At 61.8% G+C, this 14,973-nt stretch carries 11 protein-coding genes and 2 pseudogenes; 4 read left to right on the top strand and 9 right to left on the bottom strand.

Annotated features, from left to right (window positions below):
- Positions 1–146: 146 nt before the first annotated feature.
- On the bottom strand, positions 147–302 hold the full coding sequence (locus AC5RTB_RS13310; RefSeq protein ID WP_494061543.1) for a hypothetical protein: 156 nt from the start codon (positions 300–302) through the stop codon (positions 147–149).
- A gap of 36 nt (positions 303–338) precedes the next feature.
- On the opposite strand from AC5RTB_RS13310, the gene AC5RTB_RS13305 reads away from it, so the two are divergent.
- Positions 339–1,070: an SOS response-associated peptidase gene (locus AC5RTB_RS13305; RefSeq protein WP_494061542.1), complete on the top strand. Its 732-nt coding sequence runs from the start codon at positions 339–341 to the stop codon at positions 1,068–1,070.
- Positions 1,071–1,429: 359 nt separating this feature from the next.
- On the opposite strand, the gene AC5RTB_RS13300 is transcribed toward AC5RTB_RS13305, so the two are convergent.
- Entirely contained in the window at positions 1,430–2,230 is an 801-nt protein-coding gene (locus tag AC5RTB_RS13300; protein WP_494061541.1) for a class I SAM-dependent methyltransferase, read from the bottom strand.
- A gap of 346 nt (positions 2,231–2,576) precedes the next feature.
- Here AC5RTB_RS13300 and AC5RTB_RS13295 point away from each other — a divergent pair.
- A pseudogene (locus tag AC5RTB_RS13295) lies at positions 2,577–2,855 on the top strand (transposase); the annotation flags it as partial.
- 20 nt (positions 2,856–2,875) lie between these two features.
- On the opposite strand, the gene AC5RTB_RS13290 reads toward AC5RTB_RS13295, so the two are convergent.
- Positions 2,876–3,925, bottom strand: coding sequence for an IS110 family RNA-guided transposase (locus AC5RTB_RS13290; RefSeq protein ID WP_494061540.1), 1,050 nt, complete (start codon positions 3,923–3,925; stop codon positions 2,876–2,878).
- 255 nt (positions 3,926–4,180) lie between these two features.
- Here AC5RTB_RS13290 and AC5RTB_RS13285 point away from each other — a divergent pair.
- A pseudogene (locus AC5RTB_RS13285) lies at positions 4,181–5,053 on the top strand (IS3 family transposase); the annotation flags it as partial.
- 863 nt (positions 5,054–5,916) lie between these two features.
- Here AC5RTB_RS13285 and nrdF read toward each other — a convergent pair.
- From nrdF to nrdH, 4 genes are all read right to left on the bottom strand, one after another.
- On the bottom strand, positions 5,917–6,891 hold the full coding sequence (nrdF, locus tag AC5RTB_RS13280) for a class 1b ribonucleoside-diphosphate reductase subunit beta (protein WP_490892331.1): 975 nt from the start codon (positions 6,889–6,891) through the stop codon (positions 5,917–5,919).
- A 129-nt stretch (positions 6,892–7,020) separates the two neighbouring features.
- Positions 7,021–9,171, bottom strand: coding sequence for a class 1b ribonucleoside-diphosphate reductase subunit alpha (gene nrdE, locus AC5RTB_RS13275; RefSeq protein ID WP_494061539.1), 2,151 nt, complete (start codon positions 9,169–9,171; stop codon positions 7,021–7,023).
- On the bottom strand, positions 9,168–9,626 hold the full coding sequence (gene nrdI, locus AC5RTB_RS13270) for a class Ib ribonucleoside-diphosphate reductase assembly flavoprotein NrdI (RefSeq protein ID WP_494061538.1): 459 nt from the start codon (positions 9,624–9,626) through the stop codon (positions 9,168–9,170). Before nrdI ends, nrdE begins: the two co-directional genes overlap by 4 nt.
- A gap of 46 nt (positions 9,627–9,672) precedes the next feature.
- Positions 9,673–9,918, bottom strand: a complete 246-nt coding sequence (gene nrdH, locus AC5RTB_RS13265; RefSeq protein WP_490892334.1) for a glutaredoxin-like protein NrdH — start codon at positions 9,916–9,918, stop codon at positions 9,673–9,675.
- Positions 9,919–10,342: 424 nt separating this feature from the next.
- Between nrdH and AC5RTB_RS13260 the strand changes: the two genes are divergently transcribed.
- Entirely contained in the window at positions 10,343–11,278 is a 936-nt protein-coding gene (locus AC5RTB_RS13260; RefSeq protein WP_494061537.1) for a LysR family transcriptional regulator, read from the top strand.
- A gap of 78 nt (positions 11,279–11,356) precedes the next feature.
- Here the strand turns inward: AC5RTB_RS13260 and metE are convergent, their stop codons facing one another.
- Both metE and AC5RTB_RS13250 read right to left on the bottom strand, forming a co-directional pair.
- Complete coding sequence (metE, locus tag AC5RTB_RS13255) at positions 11,357–13,684, bottom strand: 5-methyltetrahydropteroyltriglutamate--homocysteine S-methyltransferase (protein ID WP_494061536.1); 2,328 nt, start codon at positions 13,682–13,684, stop codon at positions 11,357–11,359.
- 35 nt (positions 13,685–13,719) lie between these two features.
- Positions 13,720–14,664 (bottom strand): methylenetetrahydrofolate reductase, encoded by a 945-nt coding sequence (locus AC5RTB_RS13250; protein WP_494061535.1) that lies wholly within the window; start codon positions 14,662–14,664, stop codon positions 13,720–13,722.
- Positions 14,665–14,973 lie beyond the last annotated feature (309 nt).

Here is a 14,973-nt window from a genome sequence, read left to right as displayed (position 1 = left end):
ATCCTTGCACCTTATAGCCCAGGTGTCAATGACAGGACTGTTGGAATGGTGGCTGCACTGAAGTGCCTGATTTCCCCCGGTGAGAAGCGCGGTGGCGGGAGCTCATCATCAGTGGAGCGGTCGCCGTGTGCGCACTCACGCATCTCCTAGGACCCGGTAGTGTCCTGGTCCGAACTCTCCCAGGCGGTGACGGTCCGGTGGCCGGGATTCAGGTAGGTGTGGTTGTCCGAGATGACCTTCTCGGTCTTCGGTGTTGAGACTGTCCATGTGCCGCGACAGGACTTGCACTTGATCGTTCCCATATCCATATCCGCCCAAAGTAATCCTGCTGAGATCAGTTGATCCAAGCATCCGGGGGTGACGGTTTAGGCTTCGTCATTTCCGGAAACAAGGCCGACCTGGTCAAGTCCTTCGAGATCCAGGATGCCCCGGTCGACCTGCGCCGATCCTGGAATGTAGCGCCGATGACGGACATCCCGATAGTCGCGGAGAAGGCCACGGATGGTGAGCTGACTCGCCGGCTTCAGACTGCCAGGTGGGGTCTCGTTCCCGTTTGGTCGAAAGACCCGAAGATCGGCTCGAAAATGATTAATGCGCGCTCGGAGACGATCCTCGAGAAACCCTCGTTCCGGAAGGCCGCCGTGAAGCGCCGGGGCCTGGTGCCGGCCGACGGCTATTACGAGTGGCTGAAGAACCACGACGGATCGAAGACGCCGATCTACCTGCACTCGGAGGACGAGAAGGAGCTGCTGGGCTTCGCTGCCCTGTACGAGTTCTGGCCGAACCCGGAGCTGTCCGAAGACGACCCACAGAAGTGGCTGACGACGGCCACCATCCTCACACGGACGGCAACCGACGCGCTCGGGCACATCCATGAACGGACCCCGGTTATCGTGCCGCCGGATCTCCGCGGCGACTGGCTCAACCCGGCGCTGGAGGACAAGGACGAGGTGCGGCAGCTGCTGGAGGCGATTCCGGAGCCGCATCTGCTCCCCAGCGTCGTCGACAAGGCAGTCGGCAACGTCCGCAACGATGGCCCGCAGTTGATCGAACCGGTCGGCAAAGAGTAGGCGTTCTGGGAAGAGCGGGGCGGGGCGGCTCCTGGGGGTGGGCGGCCCCGCCCGGCAAAAGGGAGACACTCGCCCTCGTACCGGCGGCTGCTCCCGGACCAAGCATGACGGCCGGGGCTTACTGATGCCTTGGGACCCGACTAGAAGTGGGAGCGGCGGCGCCTCAGCTGGGGAGCCCGGGCCTGCCTTTCGAGGAGGATTGGTGCCAGCGTCCCGACCATTCCTACGCCCATTATTGCTGCGAGAGATTATGCAGGTGCCACAGGGAGCGATCGTGGGAAAAATCTTCGAGCGGGCGCTGCACAACGAGAGGTCGCGCTCTGGTCAAGCGGCGGATCCCGCCAGCCCACCCTTCGGGATCAGGGTTTCGTGCCCGTGCCTACGACGGCCGGCAGTGAGAACTCGACGGCGCCGTCGGGTCGTTGGTACGGCGACAGCACTGCGTTCGCGTCCGCCAAGAGTGCGCCGTAGTCGTCCTCGCTGAAGCCGCCGCCGACCCAGCCCTGAACCTCCGCTTCCACCCAGTCGGACAGGGAGGAGAAAATCGCCGGGGCGTCGACCGATTCCACTTCGACCGCTGAGAAACCTGCTTCTTCCAGCAGCGATTGCACCGTATCGACGTCGCCCAGAGCGAAGGCGGCCCGGATGGGCTTGCCGGCCTCAAGACCGAGATGGCGTTCGGCCAGGTCGGTCAGCGCCGCGTAACCGGGGGTTCGCTCCAGCCGGTCCCAGACAGCCACGGCTAGGCGCCCGCCCGGGCGGAGGATCCGCTGCATCTCGCGCAGGGCCCGGACGGGGTCGTCGAAGAACATCAGACCGAACTGACAGATGACGGCGTCGAATGCCTCATCCTCGAATGGAAGTGCTTCTGCGTTACCTTCTCTGAGATCCAGGTCCGGCAGCTTGGCCCGGGCTACCGAGAGCATCTCGGCGCTGCGGTCGAGACCGGACACAGACCCACCAGGCCGCACACGGTGCACGGCCTCTCCGGCGACAGCTCCGGTGCCGCATGCCACGTCGAGCACCCGGTCTCCGGGCGCGAGCTTAGCGGCGGATGCGAGGCGGACCGCCCAGGGGCCCGCCAGGGAAGGCATGAAGAGCCGATCGTAAATTTCAGCGGCGCTCTCGCTCCGACCTTCCGTTCCTGATGTCTCATCCATGATGATCTCCTCGGACGTACGGACGTACGGACGTACGGACCAGTTTGCTCCTGCCCCAGCTCGCACGGCAATGCCTTGGTGAGTTCCTCGGCCCGGTCCCACAGGTCGAGCAAAGATGCGGCAAACCGCTGAGGCTCGATCCGGTGCGGAGCATGAAGATGCCCGTCCAGGGAGCAAACCGTTACGCCAGTCATCAGCTTCCCGCCGGAGATCGTGATCTTCTGAGTCGGATTGGGGTGCTTCGTAATCGCTTCCCACACTAACCCGATGCTTTAGCTCCCGGGACTGCCCCGGCTTTTGTTGACTCCTTGACCTAGCGAGCTGTGCTCGTGGAAGGATGTTGACCATGCCTACGCCTTATGGGGCGGAGTTCCGCCAGGATGTTATTGATGGGGCCCGGAAGGGCGAGGCGCCGCTGTCGCAGGTAGCGAAGGATTTCGGGCTGTCGGTTACGACGTTGAAACGCTGGATCGCCATCGCTGATCGGAAGGATGCCGGTGCGGGTCCGGCGGTAGCGGAGTCGGCGGAGATGCGGGAGTTGAAGAAACGCAACCGTTTATTGGAGCAGGAGAATGAGATCCTGCGGCGGGCGGCCGCGTATCTGGCGAGGGACATCAACCCAAAATGACTCTTCTATGGGTTTAGTCAAGCCATGATGGTTTGGAGTTGGCGGAAGATGGAGCGGCAGACGTAGCGTTTGAGGTTGCGGCGGATTTCCCGGTTGGTTTTTCCGGTGGCCCGGCTGCGGGTTACGTAGTCTTTGGTCTGAGGGTCGAAGCTCATGCGGGTTCGGACGATGACGTCGAAGGCGCGGTTGAGTTGGCGGTCGCCGGATCGGTTGAGCCGGTGCCGGGTTGTGTTGCCGGAGGATGCGGGGCGTGGTGCGACTCCGCCGAGCGCGGCGAAGGCCGCTTCGGAGCGGATCCGGCCGTGGTGGGAGTAGGCGCAGATGATGATCGCGGCGGTTACGGGCCCGACTCCTGCGATCGTTTGGAGTCCTGGGGCGAGTTCCTCGGCGAGCTGTGCAAGTGCTTTGTGGTTTTCGGTGAGCTGGTTGCTGAGGTCTCTGGCCGCAAGAGCCAGGCGTTTCGCTTCAGTCCGGGCGATTCGCGCCACGGCGTCCGTGGTGTTGGTGTTCCGCCAGGCTGCGATCGTGGTGATCTGCGCTTCTGTGAGTGATGCGCGGGCGTCGATGCCCAGGTCTGTGCTGCGCAGCAGCGCTGTGAGGGCGTTCCGGTTCGCGGTGCGCTGTTGGTCCAGGAGGGACCGTGAGGCGAGCAGTATCCGCAGCGCGGCCCTGTTTCCTGCGGCGCGTGGTGTGATGACGTAGTCGCGTTCCCTGCCGAGGACGGAGCGGGCAGCGGCTTCTGCATCGATCGGATCAGACTTGCCGGTCAATGCGCGGGAGGAGCGGGTGGGCGGCCTCACCTCGCCTACTTCGATGCCTGCGGCGTGCAGGGTCTGGGTGAGGCGGGCGCCGTAGGAGGAGGTTCCCTCCACGGCAGCGAAGACGGTCTTTCCGCCGGTGCGTCGCCGGATCCATGCAAGGGCTCGTTCCATCCCCGGTCCTGTGGTCGGGAACGCTGCGGTGTCGACCACCGCCCCGGTTGTGCTGTGGATCGCGGTGAATGTGTGTGTGCGGGCGTGGGTGTCTACTCCGACGACGAACTCGAAATCTTCGGCAATGATCGTCATGGGTGTTTGTTCTCCTTCAGTGAACCGGTCGGTTGGCGGAGCCTGCGTTGTTCGCTTCGGAGACGCATCTGTAACGAGTCACACCCTTCGGGGTGGACAATCTTCTGATCAGGTCATCCGTGCGGGCAGGCCGATGCCCGGGGAGCAGCGCGGACGAGTCATTTTCAAGACACCGCGGGTGCGGGTCGGATATACCCTGAGTCACGCACCGCTTCCCGGGACCAGCCTGCCAGCCAGCCTCGGGCCGGCTATTGACCATTACAGATCTACCCGCTGGTCACGGATCTTGCCGCCGAGGGGATTCCTGTGGCGGTGACCTGCAGGGTGTTGAAGTTCAGTAAGCAAGGGTATTACCGGTGGAGAGCCAGCCCGGTGACGAACCGGGATTGGTCGGACGCGCACCTGGTCAACGCCGCCCTGGACATCCACACCGACGATCCTGCGTTCGGGTACCGGTTCATCGCCGATGAGCTCCCGGAAAAGGGTGTGACGGCCGGTGAGAACAGGGTCCAGCGCCTGTGCAGGGATCACGGCATCTGGTCGGTGTTTTCGAAGAAGCGGGGCCTGAACCGCAGGCCGGGACCACCGGTCCATGATGACCTAGTGGAACGGGACTTCACCGCTGCGTCACCGAATGAACTGTGGCTCACGGACATCACCGAACATCCCACCGCTGAAGGAAAGCTCTACCTCTGCGCGGTGAAAGACGTCTACTCCGGCAGGATCGTGGGCTACTCGATGGACTCCCGGATGAAGTCCTCGCTGGCGGTAGCGGCGTTGGAGAACGCCGTACGGGCACGCCGCCCGGCAGGAACAGTGGTGCACTCCGACCGAGGCTCGCAGTTCCGGTCACGGCGTTTCGTGGAATCGCTGCGTCGTTATGGGTTGACAGGTTCGATGGGCAGGGTCGGTGCGTGCGCGGATAACGCCGCGATGGAGTCCTTCTTCTCGCTGCTGCAGAAGAACGTCCTGGATCGTCAGCGGTGGCTCACGCGACGGGATCTGCGCTTGGCGATCACGACCTGGATCGAGCGGTCTTACCACCGCCGGCGACGGCAGCGACGACTGGGAAAACTCACGCCCATCGAATATGAAACAATCAACCGGTCCGCGCTCACAGCGGCCTAAGACCCCGAGTCAACAAAAGCCGGGGCAGTCCCCTAGTTCATTTACAAGGGCAGACTGTTTTCGCAAATAGTCTGCCTTCTGGCGGCCCAAGTCGCGAAGACCGGCTAGCTTTGTAGCATCAGCAATGAAACTACCTTTTCACGTCTCCCAAAGCTCTTGTGGACAGCGCGACGGCTCAGAGTGGAAAGAACGCCTTCGGGTATATCGATTCCAAATCGACCTCTGATGTGAACTTTGGCTGCAGGAGCCGACATTGGTCCTTCGGTACTTTTGCCACATCAAGGAAGAAGGGAAGAAAGTTGTCGACGTAGCTTTCTTGCGAGTGATCCCAGTTGGCCTTAATGATCGCCAAGCTTGCCAGCAGAGCGTTGCTAGTCGTCATCGTCGTACTCAATTAAAAACCACATCGGGGTCGGTGAAAGTTCCCATAAAACAGCGCATATGTGTTATGTGTCCAACCTTTTTGGTCAGCCCAGGATGAGCGAGCAGCACGAACTACGGTTAGATCGTGCTGCGGTCTCATGCGGTCAATCGTTCCGAGCCAGCCAGCGGCGGCAGAACGGTTAAGGGCTCAAGTGGAAGCTGGTGGGATAGGCTCCACCTGCCCAAGCAGTGCTCAATGACTCAACGGATCAGCGTTTCCGAGTAGGTAGAACTCTCGCGTTTCAAGTAGAACTAGTCTTTGTCGCACAGGCCCACTTGGCGATCGCTCTCTTGGACCAACTGCAATGAAACCTGGCCAACTAAGTCGGGAAATGGCCATCTAGAATGGAACCTCACATGGCGGACCTATCTGCTAGTTGGCGGAGATTCCGCCAACTAGTTCAGTTTCCGCCAACTAGAACCGCATCTCACACAAGGACCTAGAAGTCCCAGTCTTCGTCTTCGGTGTTGACTGCCTTGCCGATGACGTACGACGACCCTGACCCTGAGAAGAAGTCATGGTTCTCGTCCGCGTTCGGTGAGAGTGCCGACAGGATCGCCGGGTTCACGTCCGTGACCGACGACGGGAACATCGCCTCGTAGCCCAGGTTCATCAGCGCCTTGTTGGCGTTGTAGTGCAGGAACTTTTTGACGTCCTCGGCCAGGCCAACGCCGTCGTACAGGTCATGCGTGTACTGAACTTCGTTCTCGTAGAGCTCAAAGAGCAGTTCGAAAGTGTAATCCTTGATTTCCTGGCGCTTCTCCTCGGAAACCTTCTCCAGGCCCTTCTGGAATTTGTACCCGATGTAGTACCCGTGAACTGCCTCATCGCGGATGATCAACCGGATCAGATCCGCCGTGTTCGTCAGCTTGGCACGCGAGGACCAGTACATGGGCAGGTAAAACCCGGAGTAGAACAGGAAGCTCTCCAACAGCGTGGAGGCCACCTTCCGCTTTAGCGGATCATCCCCCTGGTAGTAATCCATGACGATGTGAGCCTTCTTCTGAAGGTTCACATTCTCCGTAGACCACCGGAATGCCTCGTCAATCTCCTTGGTGGAGGCCAGCGTGGAGAAGATGGAGGAATAGCTCTTGGCATGCACCGATTCCATGAACGCGATGTTCGTGTACACGGCTTCTTCGTGCGGGGTGATCGCATCGGGGATCAGCGAGACAGCGCCAACGGTGCCCTGAATGGTGTCCAGGAGCGTCAGGCCGGTGAACACGCGCATGGTGAGCTGCTGCTCTACCGGCGTCAGCGTGTTCCAGGACTGGACGTCGTTGGACAGCGGCACCTTCTCAGGCAGCCAGAAGTTATTGACCAGACGGTTCCAGACCTCGACATCCTTGTCGTCCTGAATACGGTTCCAGTTGATCGCCTCAACGTGCGACAGCAACTTAACCTTCTCGGTCATTGTGACCCCTTGTCCCGTTCGTTCGAACTGCCCCTTCAAGGGCGGTGAATTCCATTAACTAATGTACGACGACGACGAGCCGGCATTCGCGCGCCGGCCCGCCGACGTCGTCGTTGGCTTACTTTCGCTTTACAGCATGCAACTGACGCAACCTTCGACCTCCGTACCCTCCAGCGCAAGCTGACGGAGACGGATGTAGTAGAGCGTCTTGATGCCCTTGCGCCAGGCGTAGATCTGCGCACGGTTGATGTCGCGCGTGGTGGCAGTGTCCTTGAAGAACAGCGTCAGCGAAAGGCCCTGGTCCACGTGCTGGGTGGCAGCGGCGTAGGTGTCGATGACCTTCTCATAGCCGATCTCATATGCGTCCTGGTAGTACTCCAGGTTGTCGTTCGTCAGGTACGGCGCCGGGTAGTACACGCGTCCCAACTTGCCTTCCTTGCGGATCTCGATCTTCGCTGCCACCGGGTGGATGGACGAGGTCGAGTTGTTGATGTAGCTGATCGAACCGGTCGGAGGCACGGCCTGCAGGTTCTGGTTGTAGATGCCGTGCTCCATGACCGAGGCCTTGAGCTCACGCCAGTCTTCCTGGGTGGGAATATGGACGTTGGCAAACAGGTCCTTCACCCGCTCAGTCTGCGGAACCCATTCCTGGTCGGTGTACTTGTCGAAAAACTCTCCGGAGGCGTATTTCGACTTCTCGAAGCCACCGAAGGTCTGCCCGGTCTCCTTCGCCAGCAGGTTGGAAGCCCGCACGGCGTGGTAGACCACCGAGTAGAAGTAGATGTTGGTGAAGTCCAGGCCTTCTTCAGAGCCATAATGCACCCGTTCCCGGGCCAGGTAACCGTGAAGGTTCATCTGGCCGAGCCCGATGGCGTGCGAGGAGTCATTTCCCTTGGCGATTGACGGCACCGAGGTGATGTTGGACATGTCCGAGACCGCCGAGAGCGCACGGATGGCGGTCTCGATCGTGCTGCCGAAATCGGGCGAGTCCATGGTCTTTGCGATATTCAGCGAACCCAGGTTGCACGAGATGTCTTTGCCGGTGTCGGCGTAGGTGAGGTCATCGTTGTAGGTGGTGGGCTGCGAAACCTGCAGGATCTCCGAGCACAGGTTGGACATGATGATCTTGCCGTCAATCGGGTTGGCCCGGTTCACGGTGTCTTCGAACATGATGTACGGGTAACCGGACTCGAACTGGATCTCCGCGAGGGTCTGGAAGAACTCGCGGGCCTTGATCTTGGTCTTCTTGATCCGGGAGTCGTCAACCATCTCGTAGTACTTCTCGGTGACCGAGACGTCTGAGAAGGGCATCCCGTAGACGCGCTCCACGTCGTAGGGCGAGAAGAGGTACATGTCCTCGTCCTTCTTCGCCAGCTCGAACGTGATGTCCGGGACGACGACGCCCAGTGAGAGCGTCTTGATGCGGATCTTCTCGTCGGCGTTTTCACGCTTGGTGTCGAGGAAGCGGTTGATGTCCGGGTGGTGCGCGTGGAGGTACACGGCACCGGCGCCCTGCCGCGCACCGAGCTGGTTGGCGTAGGAGAAGCTGTCTTCGAGAAGCTTCATCACGGGGATAACACCGGAGGACTGGTTCTCGATCTGCTTGATCGGTGCGCCGACCTCGCGGATGTTGGTCAGCGCGAAAGCCACGCCGCCGCCGCGCTTGGACAGCTGGAGCGCCGAGTTGATGGAGCGTCCGATGGACTCCATGTTGTCTTCGATACGCAGCAGGAAGCATGAAACCAGCTCGCCGCGCTGCTTCTTGCCGGCATTGAGGAAAGTTGGCGTTGCCGGCTGGAACCGACCTTCGATGATCTCGTCCACCATGCGGGTGGCGAGTTCCTCATTGCCCCGAGCCAGGTGCATGGCAACCATGCAGACGCGGTCCTCGTAGCGCTCCAGGTAGCGCTTGCCGTCGAACGTCTTGAGTGTGTACGAGGTGTAGAACTTGAACGCGCCCAGGAAGGTTTCGAACCGGAACTTCTTCCCGTAGGCCCGCTTGTACAGGTCACGGATGAAGTTCATCGTGTACTGGTCGAGGGTTTCCCGCTCGTAGTACTCGTTCTTCACGAGGTAGTCGAGCTTTTCCTCAAGGTCATGGAAGAAAACGGTGTTGTTGTTGACGTGCTGCAGGAAGTACTGGTGCGCGGCCTCCCGGTCAGCCTCGAACTGGATTTCGCCGTTCGGGCCGTACAGGTTAAGCATGGCGTTGAGCTCGTGATAGCCCAGGCCCTTGAAACGCTCGGGAAGTGCGGGTGCTTCTGTTTCAGCGACTGTCATGTCCAAAACTCTTCCAATCCTTGGGTTACCCGGTCGACGTCCTCGGACGTGCCCATAAGTTCAAATCGATACAGAACGGGAACACCGCACTTTGCTGCGACGATATCCGCAGCAAGGCAGTAGGTGTCTCCGAAGTTTGTGTTGCCGGCGCCGATCACGCCGCGTAGCAGGCGGCGGTTGTCCGCGACATTGAGGAACTTGATCACCTGCCTGGGTACTGCGCCCTGGCCGCTGATTCCGCCATAAGTGGGCAGAACCAGCACGTACGGACTGAGCGCGTGCAGTGTGTCTTCCTTGGTGAGGAGCGGAATTCGTGCGGAGCGGACGGGCAGTTTGCTGACGAACCGGTGGGTATTGTCCGACGCCGACGAAAAGTGAATAAGCGACGCGTCGGTCTGCAATGGTTCCCCAACTGCCCCTCCGCGGGCACTTCGGCTGATGGTTGGTGTTGTCATGTCGACTACATCCGCCCTCACGAATGGGTGAAACGGGCAGCCAGGACTAGGCTACGGAACTGACCGACCCCTGAGCGAGCTCATTGATCTTGTCAGGACGGAATCCGGACCAGTGATCCTGGTCGGTGATGACGACGGGTGCCTGCATGTAGCCGAGCGAACGAACCCGCTCCAGCGCCGCTGGGTCCTGTGAAATATCGACGCTCTGGTAGGCAATGCCCTTCTTGTCCAGGGCCCGATAGGTGGCGTTGCACTGTACGCATGCTGGCTTGGTGTAAACCGTGACGGTCATGTCCCTGACTCCCCTTGTGAAGTGCTGTTATTCGGCCAATGTTGGTGAGCTTTATGCCGCTCTTCCGACCGTCAAACGGTCGATGCGGAGACTGCCTCGCCAGCAGGTAATTCGTTATCTAGATACTACATCTAGTGCAACGCGACGGCGCCGACCCCAAGATGATGTATTACAAGTATGTCATTTGCTGGTCGATTCGTCCACAGGGAATCCACATGCGGGAGGCATCGGAAACGGCTCAAACGCGCGGTTTCGGGTGTCCCGGTCCACAGCCTGTGGAGGGCTGGCCACACAGGAAAATCGAGTGCGTGTCGTGTCTGCTCGGCGTGTCGCTGTCCCATCGGGAGGATCCTCCTGCACGGAAACGATCCAGCGCCGGGGGCGGCAGGGTCAGGACCGGAATGAGGCGTGAGAAGATGTCGACGTGGTCAATCCCGTTCATCTGCGGACCCTGCTTGAGGTCATTCGGCACGGATCCTTTGCGTCCGCCGCCACCCGGCTCGGGTACACCGCGTCAGCGGTTTCGCAGCAGATGTCGGCCCTCGAACGGGACACCGGCGTCACCCTCTTCACGCGGTCCGCGCGGAGCGCGGTGCCTACGGAAGCCGCCGTCGTAATGTCGCGCCACGCTTCCAAGGTGCTGACCGACATAGATACCCTCATGGCATCAACAGCGAAGGCCGGAGCGGCAGTCACGCAGGAACTGCGGTTGGGCATTTTCCCTAGCCTCGCCACCTTCGCTCTCCCCCGCCTCGTTGGCACCCCGCAGTGGAATCAGCTCGGCATTAACCTGAAGGTCTTCGTCGGCGAGCCGGCGCAGACCATTCATGGACTGCGTACCGGTGGAGAACTCGATCTCGCTCTGGTGTTCCAGGTGGGGCAGGGCGGGTTGGCATGGCCCTCCTCGGTAAGCCGCCAGTGGATCGGCGATGACAATTTCCGCGTGGTGCTGCCGGCGGCGTGGGGAATAGCAGAGGATTCCGCGGTCTCGGCCGAGCAGCTGGCGGATATGCCCTGGATCATGCACCACCCCGGCACCTCGGACGCAACGGTTATCGAGAGACTGTTTGCCAGCTGCAACCTGCACCCGCACATCGCGGCGTACTGCGACGATTTCAATGCCAGCCTGGCCATGGCGGCGGCCGGCATGGGCGCTGCCCTGGTGCCCGAGCTGGCCATGCTGCGCTCACCTGAGGGCATCGTTGCGCTGGATGTTCCCGAGATCCGCCTCGCGCGCAGCATCTTCGCCCTGCAGATTGCGGGAAAGCAGACCACCGAGGTGCGCCTCTTCATGGACCAGCTCACTGATGTCCTGAAGGACCGGCAGATCGCCCCGCGGACGAGCAGCCGTCCGGCGTAACCTCCCGCATCAGATAAAGCAGAAGCGCGGACCGGAAACCGGCCCGCGCTTCAGTCACTTCTTACGGCGAGGTACTGACTAGGAGACCGAAGCCTCCAGCTGGGAGCGGACAGCCACCGTGGCGTTGACGAGGTTCCGCAGTGACTCCTCAGTCTCCGCGTAACCACGGGTCTTCAGGCCGCAGTCCGGGTTGACCCAGAGCTGGCGTGCCGGCACATGCTGGACAGCCTTCTCGAGCAGTTCGACGACCTCTTCCTGGCCGGGAACGCGCGGCGAGTGGATGTCGTAGACGCCTGGACCGACGCCGCGCCTGAAACCATGCGCTTCAAGGTCGTGCACAACCTCCATGCGTGAACGCGCGGCTTCAATCGAGGTGACATCAGCGTCGAGTCCATCGATGGCATCGATGATCGCGCCGAACTCCGAGTAGCACAGGTGCGTGTGGACCTGCGTCTCGGGAGCGGCTGACGACGTCGAGAGCTTGAAGGAGTTGACCGACCATTCGAGGTATTCGGCCTGATCCTCCTTGCGCAGCGGCAGGAGTTCACGCAACGCCGGCTCATCCACCTGGATTATCTTGATGCCGGCGGCTTGCAGATCGGACACTTCGTCGCGGAGAGCAAGGGCAACCTGGTTCGCGGTGTCGCCGAGCGGCAGGTCGTCACGGACGAAGGACCACGCGAGGATGGTGACGGGACCGGTCAGCATCCCCTTGACCGGCTTGTCGGTCAGGGTCTGCGCGAATTCCGTCCATGGAACCGTGATCGGAGCCGGGCGGCTGACGTCGCCCCACAGGATGGAGGGCCGGGTGCAGCGCGAACCGTAGGACTGGACCCAACCGTGAACCGTGACGTCGAAGCCGTCGAGGTTCTCCGCGAAGTACTGGACCATGTCATTGCGCTCGGGCTCACCGTGGACAAGGACGTCGAAGCCGAGCTCCTCCTGCAGGTCAATGACGCGCTTGATCTCGTCCTTCATAAGCTGCTCATACTGCTCAGCGGTCAGGTCGCCCTTGGTGGCGCGGGCACGAGCCGAGCGCACCTCGGCGGTCTGCGGGAAGGAACCGATGGTGGTGGTCGGCAGGGCGGGCAGATTCAGTGCCTCTTCCTGCGCGGCGAAGCGAGCAGTGAAGTCACCGCGGGAGAAGTCCGACGGCGAGAGTGCAGCAGCGCGGTCGCGTACCTCACTGCGGTTCACACCGGGTGCACCGGCACGTGACGCGAGGACCTCAGACGCAGCCTTGATGTCGGCGTCAATCGCTCCCGGGTTGCCGATCGCCTTTGCGAGCGTGACGACCTCGGTCACCTTCTGGTCTGCGAACGCCAGCCAGCTGCGCAGTTGGGCGTCGAGCTGCTGCTCGTCCTCGACGCTGTGCGGGACGTGCTGCAGCGAGGTGGAGGTGGATACGGCGAGTGCGGGCACGGAGGCTTCCAGCTCGGCCAGCTTCGCCGCCGCAGCGCCCAGGTCGGCCTTCCAGATGTTGTGTCCGTCCACGACGCCGGCAACCAGGGTGGTCGAGCCGAGCTTCGCAAGATCCCCGGCAGACGGGACAGCGCCCTTGAACACGTCAATGTGCAGGGCATCGATGGCGGTTCCCGCCAGTACCGGCAGCAGCGAACCGAGCGACCCGTACTGGCTGGTGACCAGGATCGCCGGGCGGTTCTGGGCCTCCGCGGCAAGGACTGAGTAGGCGCGCTCGACGGCGGCGGCTACTTCGCTCTCGGGAAGCGCCTGGTCTGCAACCAGGGAAGGCTCCTCGAGCTGCACCCACTCGACGCCGGCCTCGGCGAGCTTGCCCAGCAGCTCCACATAGAGCGGAAGCAGGTCGTCCAGGCGGCTGAGCGGGTTGAAGCCCGCAGGCGCCTCGTCGGCAGCCTTGCTGAGCAGCAGGAAGGTGACGGGGCCGATCAGGGTCGGGCGCACGGTGTATCCGGCCGCGGCGGCTTCAGCGACGTCGCGCAAAACCCAGTCGTTCGCGAGGGAGAAGGCGGTCTCGGGACCGATCTCCGGCACGAGATAGTGGTAGTTCGTGTCAAACCACTTCGTCATCTCGAGCGGCTGGCGCTCCTTGTCACCGCGTGCAAGCGTGAAGTATGCGTCGAGGCCCAGCGAGCCGTCGCCGTCGTACAGGTCCTTGAAGCGGTCCGACACGGCGCCGAAGGTTACGGCAGTGTCCAGCACCTGGTCGTAAAGGGAGAACGACGCTGGGATCGAGTAGTTGGCTGCCTCCAGCCCGAGCTCGCTCAAGCGGGCATAGGAGGCAGCGCGGAGTTCGGCTGCGGTGGTCTCCAGCTCGGCGGCTGAGGTGCGGCCGACCCAGTAGGCCTCGACGGCTTTCTTCAGCTCGCGGCGGCGGCCGATGCGTGGGTATCCGACGATGGTGGCTTTCGGGAATGCGGTGGTCATAAGGATGTCCTTTTTCTAGCGGTCGTTAGGTTTCGTTATGCGGTACGTCCGAGCCCACCCGGAACGGGGGGACGGCGAAGCTGAAGGTTCTCGAGCACGTCAAGCGCTGCCGCGTGCTCGTTGAAGGTGTAGAGGTGGATCCCCGGCGCTCCGGCGTCAAGCGCTGCGTTGGCGAGGTCCACCGTGGCCTGGACACCGATGCGGCGACGCGCGGCGTCGTCGTCCGCGGCTGCCAGCCGGTCACGCAGTTCGTAGTCCATGTCAATGCCGGCAAGCTCGCTCAGGCGGTCGAGCCGGCGCACGCTGGTGAGCGGCATGACGCCCGGAATGATGGGAATTTCGACGCCGGCTCGACGGGCGGCCGACACCAGTCGCTTGAAGTGGTCGGAGTGGAAAAACACCTGTGTGATCGCGAAATCGGCCCCTGCGGCCTGCTTGGCGAGCAGTGCCTCAATATCGTGGTCGAAGCTCGGTGATTCCGGATGCCTGGTGGCGTAGGCGGCGACGCCTACAGCAAGCCGGCCCGCGCATAGATGCGCCGTCCTTCGGCGCTCGGCCTGACGGATGAGGCTCACCAGGTCGCTGGCGTAGGAGAGGTCACCCCGACCCACGGTGGGATCTTTCGGAGTGTCGCCGCGGAGGGCCAGAATGCCCCGGACGCCGAGGGTGATGAGCTCGTCGACGAGATCCGTCAGGTATTCGCGGGTGTTTCCCACACAGGTGAGGTGGGCTAGAGGCCGCAGTGAGGTCTCGGTGAGGAGCCTGGAGAGCAGTTCCACGGCGGTGTCCCGGTTGGAACCGGAGGCGCCGTAGGTCACCGAGACATAATCCGGGCTGGTCTGCTCAAGTTCACGGATTGTGCGCCAGAGCGTTTCGGCCGCACTGGTACTGCGGGGAGGGAAGAGTTCATAGGACAGGGCGGGGTACGGCTCGCAAGCCGGCGGACCCACGGTATGGACGGACTTTGATAGAGGTGACATTCGTATCCTCGGTCGTTAGGACATCCGGTTGCCGCTCGAAATACACTCAAAAGCAGGCACAACCAGCATGAAATAAGGAAAGGAAGCAGGACAGGACCCAAACACCGCACGGCCGCGCGGCAGGGAACTCCTGCGAAACAAATGTCAGGCCCACATGGGGGCACCCACACTCCCAGCAAAAGGGGAGTCGCTGACCCGTTACGGAAGTAACTTGACGTGAACGTTACGGCACTGCCGAGCAGGCCTTCAACAATGTTGCAGGGGGCTACGCAACATTTCGTCCAGCGCGTCATGAGTGCACTCACGAGA

The sequence above is a fragment of the Arthrobacter sp. M71 S08 genome (assembly GCF_059089725.1).
The sequence above is the reverse complement of the archived record's forward strand: the minus strand, read 5'-3'. Positions and strand labels throughout refer to the sequence as shown.

What these genes read in the sequence shown, in the direction of transcription:
- metE (WP_494061536.1), bottom strand. Translation starts at nt 13,684, where the DNA reads ATGACCACCGCATTCCCGAAAGCCACCATCGTCGGATACCCACGCATC.
- AC5RTB_RS13290 (WP_494061540.1), bottom strand. Translation starts at nt 3,925, where the DNA reads ATGACGATCATTGCCGAAGATTTCGAGTTCGTCGTCGGAGTAGACACC.
- AC5RTB_RS13300 (WP_494061541.1), bottom strand. Translation starts at nt 2,230, where the DNA reads ATGGATGAGACATCAGGAACGGAAGGTCGGAGCGAGAGCGCCGCTGAA.
- AC5RTB_RS13250 (WP_494061535.1), bottom strand. Translation starts at nt 14,664, where the DNA reads ATGTCACCTCTATCAAAGTCCGTCCATACCGTGGGTCCGCCGGCTTGC.
- nrdE (WP_494061539.1), bottom strand. Translation starts at nt 9,171, where the DNA reads ATGACAGTCGCTGAAACAGAAGCACCCGCACTTCCCGAGCGTTTCAAG.
- nrdI (WP_494061538.1), bottom strand. Translation starts at nt 9,626, where the DNA reads ATGACAACACCAACCATCAGCCGAAGTGCCCGCGGAGGGGCAGTTGGG.
- AC5RTB_RS13310 (WP_494061543.1), bottom strand. Translation starts at nt 302, where the DNA reads ATGGGAACGATCAAGTGCAAGTCCTGTCGCGGCACATGGACAGTCTCA.
- nrdH (WP_490892334.1), bottom strand. Translation starts at nt 9,918, where the DNA reads ATGACCGTCACGGTTTACACCAAGCCAGCATGCGTACAGTGCAACGCC.
- nrdF (WP_490892331.1), bottom strand. Translation starts at nt 6,891, where the DNA reads ATGACCGAGAAGGTTAAGTTGCTGTCGCACGTTGAGGCGATCAACTGG.